Raw genomic sequence first — 13827 nt, forward strand, 5'->3', positions numbered from 1 at the left:
TCGGGGCGCCGTCGGCCTCGTCGAAGATCATGATCACGCCGCGGCCGAAGCTGCGCCGCGGCGTCTCCACCACATCGGCCCAGTATTGAGCAACACGCCGGGACCGATCCCCCGGCAGCGGCCGACCGATGAGTTCCGGGCCGCGCGGAGGTCAGAGGTGCAGGACCGCCGGTAGACCGGTGTGCTCGTATCCGAAGGAGACCCCCATGGCAAAGCTACGGGTCGCCGGTCCACGTGTCGCGCTTGAGCGCCGTGTACAGGCGCTTGCGCTCCTTCTCGTCCTTGATGCGGCGGTCGACGGCGCGGCGTACGCGCACCTTGGCGGCTTCCCGATTCGCGGCGATGTCGGCGACCGCGTCCCGCACGGTTTCCTTCCAGGCGTTCGCCAGCACACCGAAGGTACGGTCGGTTCCGTTGCTCATCCACTGGTCGCGGATGGCGCGGTCCTTGACGCCGGCGCCCCCAATCGAGCCGTACTCGCGCCACACCTTCGAACGGACCCGGCCGAGGCGGCGTGCCTGCTCTTCGAGCCGGCCGTACTTCCCGGTGTTGAGCTGCTTAGAGTAGGCGATACGGGTGACCTTCACCGGCTACCGCCGGACAACTCGTCCTTCAGCGTCTTCGCATAGCGTCATGGGCCGTACAGACGACGCGAGAAGGTGTGCGCGATCACCACCGTCTCCCCCCCCCGCGTTCGATCTGGTCCATCAGGTTCAGGAACTTCTTACGCTGGAGGTTCATCCCGCCGCCGATCTCCTTGACCCACTCGCCAACGGCGAGACCACGACCCCGGCAGAACTCCTCCATCGCTCCCACCGTGCGAAGCGAAGCGTCCGGTGCTATCAACGACTCAACGTTCGGACGGGTTACGCTCGGTGAAGGTTTGAGTTCACGAACATCTCGGCGGGCCCGCGAAGCCGGTCGTGCAGGGCCGCGAAGACCTCCGCCGCCCGGGCGCCCGGCCAGTCCGGGGGCAGCACCTCGGGCGGCAGGCCCGGGTCGGCGTACGGGAGGTGGCGCCAGGCGTCGAGGGCGAGGAGGTAGTCGCGGTACGCGTCCGTGTCCGCCCTGGGGGGCGTCCGCGAGGACCACCGCCGCAGCACCGCCTCCTGCGCGTCCAGGAACGCCTCGTGCAGCTTCGCTATCGCCGGCAGGTCCCACCACCGGGCCACCGCCTCCGGCGTCGGCGTGAAGCCCTCGTGCACGCCGCGGAAGAGGTCGACGTACGGGGCGAGTTCGAGCCGGCGCAACGTGTGGCGGGTCTCCTCCGTGACGTGCGCCGGGGCGATCCACACCCCGGGCGCCGCCTGGCCGAAGCCGAGGCGGGCCAGGCGGGAGCGCAGCAGGTGGCGCTTGCGGCGCTCGGACTCCGGTACGGAGAACACCGCGAGCAGCCAGTCCCCGGGGCTCGCGGGGGTGTCCCGGCGGTAGATGCGGCGGTCGCCGTCGTCGAGGAGGGTGCGGGCGGAGGGCGACAGCTCGTACGCCGCCTCGCCCTCGTGCCGTACGGGCACCAGCAGCCCGCGCCGCTTGAGCCGGGACACCGCCGACCGCACCGCCGGCGCGTCCACGCCCGCCGCGCCCAGCAGCCGGATGAGCGCCGCCACGGGCACCCGCCCGGAGCCTGCGGAGACATCGGAGCCGGCGGAGCCGCCCGGCCCGGCCGGGCCCTCGCCGCGGCCGAACGCGCCGTAGAAGCTGACGATCAGAGACCGCGGGGTCCGCTCTGCTGCCACTCGATCACTCTAGCGATTCCCGGCCGGCCGCCCGGCGCCCGGCCTGCTCCTCCCGCAGCCGGTACCGCTGCAGCTTCCCCGTCGGCGTCCGCGGCAGCGCGTCGGTGAAGACGATCTCCTTCGGGCACTTGTACGGCGTGATCTCGCCCTTCGTGAACTCCCGCAGCGCCGCCTCCGTCTCCGGCCCCCGCGGCACGCCCTCACGCAGCACCGCGTACGCCACGACCACCGTGCCCCGCTCCGCGTCCGGCCGCCCGACGACCGCGGCTTCGCGCACGTCGGGGTGGCGCAGCAGCGCGTCCTCGACCTCGGGGCCCGCGATGTTGTACCCGGCCGAGATGATCATGTCGTCCGCGCGGGCGACGTACCGGAAGTACCCGTCGGGCTCCCGCACGTACGTGTCGCCGGTGAGGTTCCAGCCGCCCCGCACGTACTCCCGCTGCCGCTCGTCCGCCAGGTACCGGCAGCCCGTCGGCCCGCGCACCGCCAGCAGCCCCGGCTCCCCGTCCGGCACCGGCGCGCCGTCCGCGTCGACCACCCGCGCCTCGTAGCCGGGCACCGGCACGCCCGTCGTCCCCGGGCGGGCGTCGCCGTCGGCGGCGGAGATGAAGATGTGCAGCATCTCGGTGGCGCCGATGCCGTTGATGATCCGCAGCCCGGTGCGTTCGCGCCACGCCTGCCAGGTGGCGGCCGGCAGGTTCTCGCCCGCGGACACGCAGCGGCGCAGCGAGCCGATGTCGTACGCGTCGAGCTTCTCCAGCATCGCCCGGTACGCGGTCGGGGCGGTGAACAGCACCGACACCCGGTGCTCCGCGATCGCCGGCAGCAGCCGGTCGGGCCCGGCCTGCTCCAGCAGCAGCGCCGAGGCGCCGGCGCGCAGCGGGAAGACGACGAGGCCGCCGAGGCCGAAGGTGAAGCCCAGCGGCGGGCTGCCCGCGAACACGTCGTCGGGGACGGGCCGCAGTACGTGCTCGGAGAAGGTGTCGGCGATGGCCAGCACGTCGCGGTGGAAGTGGACGCAGCCCTTGGGCCGGCCGGTGGTGCCGGAGGTGAAGGCGATGAGGGCGACGTCGTCGCCGGACGTTTCCACCGGCGCGTAGGTGTCGGGTTTGGCGTCCGCGAGGCGTAGAAGGTCGCTCGGTCCCGCACCGCCGTAGGTGAGGACGGTCAGGTCGGCGACCTCCGCCCTGGCCAGATCGTCGAGCGCACGCGCGTCGCACAGCGCGTGCCGTACCTGCGCGATCTCGCAGATGCCGCGCAGTTCGTGCGCGCGCTGCGCGGCCAGCACGGTGACGGCGACCGCGCCGGCCTTCATGACGGCCAGCCAGCAGGCCACCAGCCAGGGGGTGGTGGGCCCGCGTAGCAGCACCCGGTTGCCGGGGAGCACGCCGAGGTCGTCGGTGAGCACGTGCGCGATGCGGTCGGTGTGGCGCTGCAGTTCGCCGTACGACCAGGTCTCGCCGGCGTCGGTGTGCAGGGCGGGGCGGCCGGCGCCGAACCGCTCGACGGTGGCGTCGAGCAGCTCGGCGCCGCAGTTGAGCCGGTCGGGGTAGCGCAGGCCGGGGAGTGGGAAGACCAGCTCCGGCCACTGCTCGGCCGGCGGGAGGTGGTCGCGGGCGAAGCTGTCGGCGTGGGCGGAAGGCTTCAGCTGCATGGCGGTACGCCCCCTAGGTCTGCCCTGCGGTACCACAAGGAGCGTAGCGTTGACGTGACGACAGTCAACACTCCGCGATATCCCGGCTGTCACGTCACCGGGAGAGAGGAGCACCTGCATGCCGCAGCCGCAGCCGCAGCCGCAGCCGCAGCCGCAGCCGCAGCCGCAGCCTCCGCCGACGCCTCAGCCCTTCGCGCTCGACCCCGGGCTGCAGCGGTGGTGCGGGGAGCTGCGCTCGTTCGCCGCGCGGCGGCTCCGCCCGCTGGCCGAGGCCGGCGAGCCGGGCCGGGTCAACCGGCCGCTCCTCGCCGCGCTCGGGGCGCCGGGTGACGACGGCGGACCCGGCCTGCTAGCGCGGGTGTTCCCCGCCGCCGGGCCGGTCTCCGCGCTCACGCTCTGCCTGCTGCGCGAGTCGCTGGCCCGCGAGTGCACCGAGGCCGAGACGGCACTCGCGCTGCAGGGCCTCGGCGCGTACCCCGTCGTGCAGGCCGGCACGGCCGGGCAGCGGGAGCGGTGGCTGCCGGAGGTGACGGCGGGGCGGGCGGTCGCCGCGTTCGCGCTGACCGAGCCGGAGGCGGGCTCCGACGCGGCGGCGCTGCGGCTGGCCGCCGAGCCGGACGGGCCCGGGCGCTGGCGGCTGACCGGCGAGAAGAAGTGGATCTCCAACGCGCCCGAGGCCGACTTCGCCACCGTCTTCGCCCGTACGACGCCGGATACCGGCGCCCGCGGCGTCACCGCCTTCCTCGTGCCCGCCGACCGCCCCGGGCTGACCGGCGAGCCGCTCACCATGCTCAGCCCGCACCCCATCGGCACGCTCCGCTTCGACGGCGTCCCCGTCACCGCCGCCGACGTCCTCGGCGAGGTCGACGGCGGCTTCCGCACCGCCATGGCGACGCTCAACCTCTTCCGTCCCTCCGTCGGCGCCTTCGCCGTCGGCATGGCGCAGGCCGCGCTCGACGCGGCGCTGGCGCACGCCGAGCGGCGGGAGGCGTTCGGCGGGCCGCTCAAGGACCTGCAGTCCGTCGCACACACCCTCGCCGAGACGGCCACCCGCGTCGAGGCGGCCCGGCTGCTGGTGTACGCGGCGGCCTCGGCGTACGACGCGGGCGCGCCGGACGTCACCCGGCGGGCGGCGATGGCGAAGCTGCTGGCGACGGAGACCGCGCAGGCGGCCGTCGACGCGGCGGTGCAGATCCACGGCGCCCGCGCGCTTCAGGCGGGGCACCTGCTGGAGCACCTCTACCGCGAGGTGCGTGCGCCGCGCATCTACGAGGGGGCGACGGAGGTGCAGCGGAGCATCATCGCCAGGGAGCTGTACCGCCGTTGACCACGGGCGTACGGGACCGCCCCGGCCGCGTACGCCCGCCCGCCCTCACCCCCACCCCCGCACCCCTCCGATCGAAGGGAACCGCCGCCGCCGTGTCCGTCCACCGCATCAACCCCGCCGTCCTCGCCAAGCCCTCCGGCTTCAGCCACGCCGTCACCGCCACCGGCTCCACCCTCGTCTTCCTCGCCGGGCAGACCGCGCTCGACGGCACCGGCCGGATCGTCGGCGACACCCTCCCCGCCCAGTTCGAGCAGGCCCTCGGCAACCTCCTCACCGCGCTCGCCGCCAGCGCCGGGGAGCCCGCCCACCTCACCCGCGTCACCGTCTACGCCACCGACCCCGAGGACTACCGCGCCCACGCCGCCGAACTGGGCCGCATCTGGCGCCGCCGGGCCGGCGACACGTACCCGGCGATGGCGGTGATCGGCGTCACCCGGCTCTGGGACGCCGAGGCGCTGGTCGAGCTGGACGGGATCGCGGTGCTGCCGTAAAGGTCCGCCGTCGTGGGCCGCCGTCGTGGGCCGGCGCGCCGCCGGCAGGTCGCGGTCCCGCTACGAAGTGGCCGCGGTGCGGTGACCGCGTACGGCAACGAACTGGTGACCGGCGGCCATCGTAGGTAGATTTGTGCGCATCCCCAACTACCGCACGCAGAACAGAGGTTACGTGCCGATGCCTGACCGCCGGCCCGAGCTCGGCCGCTACGAAGCGCGCCTGCTGCTGTGGCTGCTGCGGGAGTCCGGCCATCGCTCGGACGTGCCCGTGCGCACCGCCGCCTTCGGCCTGGAGCAGAACAAGCCGGCGCTCGGCGTCTCCGCCGTCATCGCCACGCTGGCGGACCGCGGCCTGGTGCACGTCCACGAGTGGCCCGAGCACAACCCCGCCGACACCTCGCTCCGGCCCGCGGGCCACGAGCGCGCGCTGCGCCTGGAGCGCGAGCGCCGCGACCCCGGCGCCCGCCGCGCGTACGCCGGGGACGCCGTGCTGCGCTGGGCGTTCGAGCACCGCGGCGACGACGTGCTGCTGCTGCGCGACTTCTTCGTGGCCGACCACGTCTTCTTCCACGGCGACGCCCTCGACGCCGAGGAAGTCCTCGACGCGGCCCGCTCGTTACGGTCGGACGGCCTGCTCGGCCTCACCGAAGACGGCATCGCCGGCGGCGTGGTCACCGGGGAGGTCAAGCTCACCGAGCGCGGACTGGAGTGCGGGCACGCCGGCACCGGCCGCGACGAGTTCCTGCGCCGCGAGCGCGACAGGCCGCGGCCCTCGCTGAACATCGAGAACTTCCAGGGCACGCTCATCAACAACAGCACCATCCACGTCGTCGGCACGCTGGCCGACGAACTTGCCGAGCGGGGCGGCGAACTCGGCCTCGACGAGGAACGGCTGCGGCTGCTGCTGCGGGACGCGGACGACATGCGCAGCGCGGCCGAGGAAGGCCGTCCACGTCGAGTGCGGGCGCTGTTCGAACGGATCAGCCACGAGCTGGGCGGCGCCCCGGACACCACCGGCCGGCAGCTGCTGCTCGAAACGGCACGACACGTCGGCGACCTGCTCAGCTAGCCGGGACGCCGTCGCGCAACGGGAGGGAAGCGGAGCTTGACCCTGTACGGACGTGATGCCGTGCTGCAGGACCTGGTGCCGCGGATGGTGGGACTGCACCACACGAAGCGGAAGGCCGTGCGACAGGAGCCGCGCGACGAGGTGCCCGCCGTGCTGCTCCACGGCGGCCACGGCAGCGGCCGCACGGCCGTGCTGGACGAACTGCGCACGGCGTACGCCGACCGCGTCCCCGTCGCCGCCGTGGACTGCGCCGACGCCAACGGCGACGACGCCGCGGTCTCCAACACCTCGCCCGTCGCCGAGCTGCTGACCGGCCTGGCCCGCGGGCTGTGCGGGCACCGCCCCGGCTTCGGCCGGCTGCGGCTGCCCCGGCTGCTCACCGGCCTGGTGGCGGTCAGCGCCTGGCACCGGGGCGAACTCGGCGAGCAGGCGTGTGCCCGCGACCGGGTCGCGGCGCTGCTCACCGACTGCGGGCTGGAGAAGGACCCGGGCCGGGCCCGCGACTGGCCCGGCGACGTGCTCGGCCTCATCGGCGGGTGGGGCACGGACGACCTGGGTCCGATCGCCGCCGCGAGCGTCCATCTCTTCACCGACCGGTATCTCGGCTTCCGGGAGAACCGGGCGGTGCGCCAGTGGTACGACGGCCTGGACGGCGTGCCCGCCTCGCAGCAGGACAACAACCACGTGCTCACCGCCCTGTGCCGCGCCTTCCACCTCGGCGAGGGCATGCGCCGCCGCATCGAGGGCCACCTGGTCGAGGCGCTGCTGGAGGACCTGCGCGCCGCGTACACGGGGTGGCGGCACCTCAACGCCGCGCCCCGCCCGCTGGCCCTCCTCGACAACGTCCACACCCCCGCCGGCGCGGACCTGCTCGACCTGCTGCTCGCCCGGCGCGTCGCCGCCGGTGACCGGCCCGACCCGCTCGTCGTGGTCGCCGCCACCCTGGGTGAGCAGCACGGCGAGCGGTTCGCCGGCGCGACCCGGTGGACCGCCCCGAACGTCCCCAAGCTGCCCGAGTGGCGTCGCCGCGGCGAGCCCGGCGACCCGGCCGCCGGGCTCGTCACCCTGCCCCTGCCGCCCCTGGACCCCGACGAGCTGCTGTCGATGATGCACGTCGGCGAGGAGCGGGCGGTGCGCCAGGAAGTGGCCCGCGCCGTGCACCGGTTCACCGGCGGCAGCCCGCTGGGCTGCCGGATCTTCTGCGACGCCCTCGACGCCTCTCCGGACCCGGCGGCCGTTGAGCCGCACGAGCTGGCGCGGCTGCGGCTGACGGGGGAGCACGCCACGGAGCGGATGCTCCACGCGCTCGTACCCGACCCGCAGCTGAGCCCGTACCTCGTGCTGCTGTCCGTCGCGCAGGACGACGCCGCGGCCCGGGCGCTGGCCGGCGCGTATCTGACCGGGGACCACCAGGCCGGCGCCGTCGCGGCGGTACGCAGCCATCTGCGGGCCGAGCAGTGGCCGCAGGCCGACCGGCCGTTCGTCGCCGACGACTTCCTGCGCGCCGTGCTCGTGCACGAGCTGCGCCGCCGCCCAGCCGGCGCGACCAACCCGCCGCTGTCCTGGCAGGAGCTGCACGAGCTGCTGCGCGACCACCACGACGCACGCGACGAGCCCGCCGCCGCCCGGCACCACGCGCTGGCCGCGGGCAGCCCGGGCGAACCCGTACGGTGGCTCGCCCGGACCCTCCACGAGCCGGCCACGGACCGCTGGCTCGCCGACCTGTGGCACGTCGCCACCGCCCCGCACCCGCCCGACCCCGCCTGGGCCGACGTATGCCGGGCGACGGCGACGGGGGAGCGGGACGCGACGTTCGCCGGCGACTCCGTCCAGCGCTCGGTCAACCGGCTGCTGCACGCCGTGTGGTTCGCCGCCGACCCGCTGTCCGTACCCGACGCGCACCTGCGCGGCCTGGTCGGGAGGGAGCTGGACTTCCTGTCGTTCGAGCACCCGACGGGCGGCAGGGCGCTGTACGCCGCGTCACAGGAGTGGCCGGCGGCGCTCAAGGAACTGCGCACTCCGGACTTGGCCGTGGGACGCCGCGAGGGCGGCGAGGAGGGGAGGGGCCATGCCGTTCCTTAGCCGGCCGCTGGGCCGGGCGGAGAAGGTGATCCTGGCGGTGCTCGCCGCCGCGGCGGTCACCGCGGGCGTGGTGTGGCTGGGGCTGCGCCTGAGCGGCGGCGACCCCTGCGGCGACGGGCTGGTGGAGTCGGCGAACGGCGAGGAGTGCGTCGGGGTCGCCGACGCCACCGCCGAGTCCCCGGCCTTCGAGCCGGGCGCGGGCGGGCCGGACGAGCGGATAGCGGACCTCGTGCGGCAGATCGGCGAGGAGAACGAGCGGGTCCGCGCGCGCTGGGAGGAGCGGGAGGGCTCCGAACGCGAGCCGTACGTCCGCGTCGCGCTCATGCTGCCGTTCAACTCCTCGAAGTCGAGCGCGATGACCCCCGAGGTGCTGGAGAACAGCCTCGCCGGCGTGCTCGCGGCGCAGCTCGCCGCCAACGAGGCCGGCGGCGCCAACTACCAGCTGCTGCTCGCCAACGTCGGCCGGGACCTCTCGCAGTGGAAGCCGGCCGTCGACGAGCTGGCCACGCTGACCGGCGACAGGGCGCCGGCCGAGAAGGACTCCCCGCTCGTCGGTGTGGTCGGCCTGCCCAACAGCGAGCAGGACACCGAGGACGCCGCCGAGGCGCTTGCGGCAGTCGACATCCCGGCGGTCAGCGGCGTGCTCAGCTCACCGGAGATCGGCTCCGCCAGCCTGTTCAAGGCGGCGCCGTCCAACACCGAGTCCGTCGCCGCGCTCGCCGCTTACCTGGAGGAGCACCCGGGCGAGGCGCCCGGCAAGCGCTCCGGCTACCTCGTCTGGGACTCGCGCAAGGAAGACAACTACGTCACCAACACCCGGGACAACATGCGCGATGTCTTCGGCGAGGAGTACCGGCTGGAGAACCGCAACAGCTCCTTCGTCGGCATAGGAGCCGGCGAGGGTTACGCGGGCGCGCCGCGCCGCTTCTCCCCCGCCGCAGAGGGCATTTGCCGGCTGGAGGCGGATACCGTGTTCTACGCTGGCCGCGACTCCGACCTGCCCTATCTGATCACCCAGTTGTCGGACGAGCCGGAGTGCGACGACTACGACGCCACGATCCGCATCCTGCGCGTCGCGACCGGCCTGCCCACCGGGCTCACCGAGCGGCAGGTGCGTGAGGACATGGCCGAGGCCCGGGTCGTCACGGTCGGCGGCGCGGCCACCGACGCGCCCTCGTGGCGGGCGGGGGAGGGGGCCGGCGAGCGGTTCACCACCTTCGCCGAGAAGTTCGCCAAGGTCAGCGGGCTGCCGGAGGAGGCGCTCGATGACGGCTACGCGGTCATGCACCACGACGCCTTCGTCGTGCTGGCCGAGGCCGTGGACGCGGCGCTGACCGACCTGGACGCGCAGGCCACCGGCGGTAACTCCGACCGGCTGCCCTCCAAGCTGGACGTCTACAACACCATCACCAACATGAAGATGGTCGCGGGCGGTGAGAGCCCCTGCCAGGATTGCGTGCACGGCGCCAGCGGGCAGTTCGGCTTCGACGTGGAGAAAGACAACTGGCCGGTGTGCAAGCCGGTCCCCATCATCGAGTACCCGCGCTCGGAGGGCGCGGACCGACCCCGGCTGTACCGGACGTTCCAGGGCCCGGACGGCACCTGCCCGGCGTGACAACGCCGGACCCCGAGAAAGGCGACAGCACCGCATGAACGCACTACCGGACGAGGAACGGCCCGAACTCGACCTGCACACCGACCGCCCGCACTCCGCGCGGGTCTACGACTACCTCATCGGCGGCAAGGACAACTACACCCCCGACCGCGCCGCGGGCGACGCCTCGGTGCGCGCCTGGCCCAGCCTGCCGACCTCCATGAAGCAGACCCGAGTCTTCATGCACCGGGTCACCAGGACGCTGGCCCGCGAGTACGGCGTACGGCAGTTCCTGGACATCGGCACCGGCATACCGACACCCCCGAACCTCCACGAGGTGGCCCAGGAGGTCGCCCCGGAGTGCCGGGTGGTGTACGTCGACAACGACCCCATCGTCCTCGCCCACGCCCGTGCCCTGCTGCAGAGCACCGAGGAGGGCCGGACCGGCTACATCCAGGCCGACCTGCGCGACCCCGAGTCCATCCTCGGCGACCCCCAACTGCGCGAGGTGCTCGACCTCGACCGCCCCGTCGCGCTGTCCCTCGTCGCCATCGTCCACTTCATCCTCGACGAGGACGACCCGCAGGGCATCGTCGCGCGGCTCATGCGTGCCCTGGCCCCGGGCAGCTTCCTGGCGCTGACCGTCTTCACCGGCGACACCGACCCGGAGCGCGTCGCGGGCGTCGGCCGCGAGTACAACGAGCGCGGCATCCCGCTGCAGATCCGGGACCGTGCCGAGGCGGAGCGGTTCTTCACCGGGCTGGAGCTGATCGACCCGGGCGTGACGCTGGTGCACCACTGGCGTCAGGACGGCATCGGTGAGTCGGTTCCGGACTCGCACATCGCCATGTACGGAGGTGTGGCCCGCAAGCCGGCCTGACCGCGGCGGCGCGGCCGGACTGCCCGGTCCGTACCCGCGTAAGCGGCGCCGCCGCGTCCGCGCCGGACACGGCGGCCGGCTGCCCACGCCGTGCGCGACACGGGTGGGCGCCCCGGCGGAGCCATGGAGTAAGGTTTATCTCGACATCGAGATATCTGCCGAAGGTGCCACCCTCAAGTCGCCCCGCTCCGGACGTAGCGGCAGGATTGCGGTGGAACGCGAAGATGACGAAGGAGACTGTCGTGTCGGCGAACAGCTTCGACGCCCGCAGCACGCTGCAGGTGGGCGGCGAGTCGTACGAGATCTTCCGGCTGGACCAGGTCGACGGGGCCGCCCGTTTGCCGTACAGCCTGAAGGTGCTGCTGGAGAACCTGCTCCGCACCGAGGACGGCGCGAACATCACCGCCGACCACATCCGGGCCCTGGGCGGCTGGGACTCCCAGGCCCAGCCGAGCCGGGAGATCCAGTTCACGCCGGCCCGCGTGATCATGCAGGACTTCACCGGCGTCCCCTGCGTCGTCGACCTCGCCACCATGCGCGAGGCCGTCAAGGAGCTGGGCGGCGACCCCGCCCGCATCAACCCGCTGGCCCCGGCCGAGCTGGTCATCGACCACTCCGTGATCGCCGACAAGTTCGGCACCCCGGACTCCTTCCAGGTCAACGTGGAGCTGGAGTACGGCCGCAACCGCGAGCGCTACCAGTTCCTGCGCTGGGGCCAGACCGCGTTCGACGAGTTCAAGGTCGTCCCGCCCGGCACCGGCATCGTGCACCAGGTGAACATCGAGCACCTGGCCCGCGTCGTCATGGTCCGCGACGGCAGGGCGTACCCCGACACCCTCGTCGGCACCGACAGCCACACCACCATGGTCAACGGCCTCGGCGTGCTCGGCTGGGGCGTCGGCGGCATCGAGGCCGAGGCGGCGATGCTCGGCCAGCCCGTCTCGATGCTCATCCCGCGCGTCGTCGGCTTCAAGCTCACCGGCGAGCTGCCCACCGGCACCACCGCCACCGACCTGGTGCTGACCATCACCGAGATGCTGCGCAAGCACGGCGTCGTCGGCAAGTTCGTCGAGTTCTACGGCGCGGGCGTCGCCCAGATCCCGCTGGCCAACCGGGCGACCATCGGCAACATGTCGCCGGAGTTCGGCTCCACCGCCGCGATCTTCCCGATCGACGCCGAGACCCTCACGTACCTGAAGCTCACCGGCCGCGACGCGCAGCAGCTCGCGCTGGTCGAGGCGTACGCCAAGGCCCAGGGCCTGTGGCACTCCGCCTCGAACGAGGAAGGGGGGGCGCACGAGCCGGAGTACTCCGAGTACCTGGAGCTGGACCTCGCCACGGTCGTGCCGTCGCTCGCCGGGCCGAAGCGCCCGCAGGACCGCATCGAGCTGTCGAAGGCCGCCGAGCAGTTCCGTCTCGACGTGCGCAACTACGTCGACGACGCCGACGAGGCCGGCAAGGAGTCCTTCCCCGCCTCCGACGCCCCCGCCGCCTCCAACGGAGTGCCGACCCGCCTCACGCCGGTGACCGCGCCCGACGGCACGACGTACGAGATCGACCACGGCGCCGTGACGGTGGCCGCCATCACCTCCTGCACCAACACCTCCAACCCGTCCGTCATGGTCGGCGCGGCGCTGCTGGCGAAGAAGGCGGTGGAGAAGGGCCTCAGCCGGAAGCCGTGGGTGAAGACCACGCTGGCGCCGGGCTCCAAGGTCGTCATGGACTACTACGACCGGGCCGGCCTCACCCCGTACCTCGACAAGCTCGGCTTCAACCTCGTCGGCTACGGCTGCACCACCTGCATCGGCAACTCCGGCCCGCTGCCGGAGGAGATCTCCCAGGCCGTCAACCAGCACGACCTGGCGGTGACCTCGGTGCTCTCCGGCAACCGCAACTTCGAGGGCCGCATCAACCCCGACGTCAAGATGAACTACCTGGCGTCGCCGCCGCTGGTCGTCGCGTACGCGCTCGCCGGCTCCATGAAGACGGACATCACCCGCGAGCCGCTGGGCACGGACAAGGAGGGCAAGCCGGTCTACCTGAAGGACATCTGGCCGAGCGAGCAGGAGGTCGAGCAGGTCGTGGCCGCCGCGATCGGCGAGGAGATGTTCACCGAGTCGTACGAGGACGTCTTCGCCGGCGACGCGCAGTGGCAGGCGCTGCCGATCCCGACGGGCGACACCTTCGCCTGGGACACCGACTCCACCTACGTGCGCAAGCCCCCGTACTTCGACGGCATGCGCATGGACCCGGCCCCGGTCGAGGACATCGCGGGCGCCCGCGTGCTGGCCCTCCTCGGCGACTCGGTCACCACCGACCACATCTCCCCGGCCGGCGCCATCAAGGCCGACACCCCGGCCGGCCAGTACCTCACCGAGCACGGCGTGACCCGCCGTGACTTCAACAGCTACGGCTCCCGCCGCGGCAACCACGAGGTCATGATCCGCGGCACCTTCGCCAACATCCGGCTGCGCAACCAGATCGCCCCCGGTACCGAGGGTGGCTACACCCGCGACTTCACCCGCTCGGACGCCCCGGTCTCCTTCATCTACGACGCCGCGCAGAACTACGCCGCCGCCGGCACCCCGCTCGTCGTGCTGGCGGGCAAGGAGTACGGCTCCGGCTCGTCCCGCGACTGGGCGGCCAAGGGCACCGCGCTGCTCGGCGTCCGTGCGGTGGTCGCCGAGTCGTACGAGCGCATCCACCGGTCCAACCTCATCGGCATGGGCGTGCTGCCGCTGCAGTTCCCCGCGGGCGCCTCGGCGCAGTCGCTGGGCCTGACGGGCGAGGAGACCTTCACCCTCACCGGCATCACCGCCCTGAACGACGGCGGCGTCCCTGAGACGGTCAAGGTGACCACGGACACCGGCGTCGAGTTCGACGCGGTGGTCCGCATCGACACCCCGGGCGAGGCCGACTACTACCGCAACGGCGGCATCCTGCAGTACGTCCTGCGCTCCCTGATCCGCGACTGACCGGCAGACCGGCAGGCCG

The 13827-nt window shown here is 73.2% G+C and carries 10 protein-coding genes and 1 pseudogene; 7 read left to right on the plus strand and 4 right to left on the minus strand.

Annotated features, from left to right (window positions below; all coding sequences use genetic code 11):
* Positions 1-215 precede the first annotated feature (215 nt).
* From T328_RS01285 to T328_RS01300, 4 genes and pseudogenes are all read right to left on the minus strand, one after another.
* Positions 216-587, minus strand: coding sequence for a hypothetical protein (locus T328_RS01285; protein ID WP_496493903.1), 372 nt, complete (start codon positions 585-587; stop codon positions 216-218).
* A gap of 100 nt (positions 588-687) precedes the next feature.
* Positions 688-816, minus strand: a pseudogene (locus T328_RS01290) (IS607 family transposase); the annotation flags it as partial.
* Positions 817-866: 50 nt separating this feature from the next.
* The gene (locus T328_RS01295) at positions 867-1736 is read right to left on the minus strand and encodes a PaaX family transcriptional regulator (protein ID WP_496493904.1); all 870 of its coding nucleotides are present in this window, start codon (positions 1734-1736) and stop codon (positions 867-869) included.
* Between the two features lie 4 nt (positions 1737-1740).
* Complete coding sequence (locus tag T328_RS01300) at positions 1741-3390, minus strand: AMP-binding protein (RefSeq protein ID WP_496493905.1); 1650 nt, start codon at positions 3388-3390, stop codon at positions 1741-1743.
* Between the two features lie 118 nt (positions 3391-3508).
* Here T328_RS01300 and T328_RS01305 point away from each other — a divergent pair, with 118 nt between their 5' ends.
* From T328_RS01305 to acnA, 7 genes are all read left to right on the plus strand, one after another.
* Positions 3509-4717 carry an acyl-CoA dehydrogenase family protein gene (locus T328_RS01305; RefSeq protein WP_496493906.1) on the plus strand — a complete coding sequence of 403 codons (1209 nt, stop codon included), beginning with the start codon at positions 3509-3511 and terminating at the stop codon, positions 4715-4717.
* Positions 4718-4809: 92 nt separating this feature from the next.
* On the plus strand, positions 4810-5208 hold the full coding sequence (locus T328_RS01310; protein WP_496494296.1) for a RidA family protein: 399 nt from the start codon (positions 4810-4812) through the stop codon (positions 5206-5208).
* Between the two features lie 178 nt (positions 5209-5386).
* Complete coding sequence (locus T328_RS01315) at positions 5387-6277, plus strand: hypothetical protein (protein WP_496493907.1); 891 nt, start codon at positions 5387-5389, stop codon at positions 6275-6277.
* Between the two features lie 36 nt (positions 6278-6313).
* Positions 6314-8359, plus strand: a complete 2046-nt coding sequence (locus T328_RS01320) for a P-loop NTPase family protein (protein WP_496493908.1) — start codon at positions 6314-6316, stop codon at positions 8357-8359.
* On the plus strand, positions 8346-9974 hold the full coding sequence (locus tag T328_RS01325) for a type 1 periplasmic-binding domain-containing protein (RefSeq protein WP_496493909.1): 1629 nt from the start codon (positions 8346-8348) through the stop codon (positions 9972-9974). The genes T328_RS01320 and T328_RS01325 overlap by 14 nt, the downstream gene beginning before the upstream one ends.
* A 34-nt stretch (positions 9975-10008) precedes the next feature.
* Positions 10009-10833 (plus strand): SAM-dependent methyltransferase, encoded by an 825-nt coding sequence (locus T328_RS01330; RefSeq protein WP_496493910.1) that lies wholly within the window; start codon positions 10009-10011, stop codon positions 10831-10833.
* Between the two features lie 242 nt (positions 10834-11075).
* On the plus strand, positions 11076-13808 hold the full coding sequence (acnA, locus tag T328_RS01335) for an aconitate hydratase AcnA (RefSeq protein WP_496494297.1): 2733 nt from the start codon (positions 11076-11078) through the stop codon (positions 13806-13808).
* Positions 13809-13827 lie beyond the last annotated feature (19 nt).

Source organism: Streptomyces sp. CNX435, assembly GCF_059570575.1.

Bases quoted from the DNA above. Each gene is read 5' to 3' on its own strand.
- T328_RS01315 (WP_496493907.1), top strand. From the start codon at position 5,387: ATGCCTGACCGCCGGCCCGAGCTCGGCCGCTACGAAGCGCGCCTGCTG.
- T328_RS01325 (WP_496493909.1), top strand. From the start codon at position 8,346: ATGCCGTTCCTTAGCCGGCCGCTGGGCCGGGCGGAGAAGGTGATCCTG.
- T328_RS01305 (WP_496493906.1), top strand. From the start codon at position 3,509: ATGCCGCAGCCGCAGCCGCAGCCGCAGCCGCAGCCGCAGCCGCAGCCG.
- T328_RS01300 (WP_496493905.1), bottom strand. From the start codon at position 3,390: ATGCAGCTGAAGCCTTCCGCCCACGCCGACAGCTTCGCCCGCGACCAC.
- T328_RS01330 (WP_496493910.1), top strand. From the start codon at position 10,009: ATGAACGCACTACCGGACGAGGAACGGCCCGAACTCGACCTGCACACC.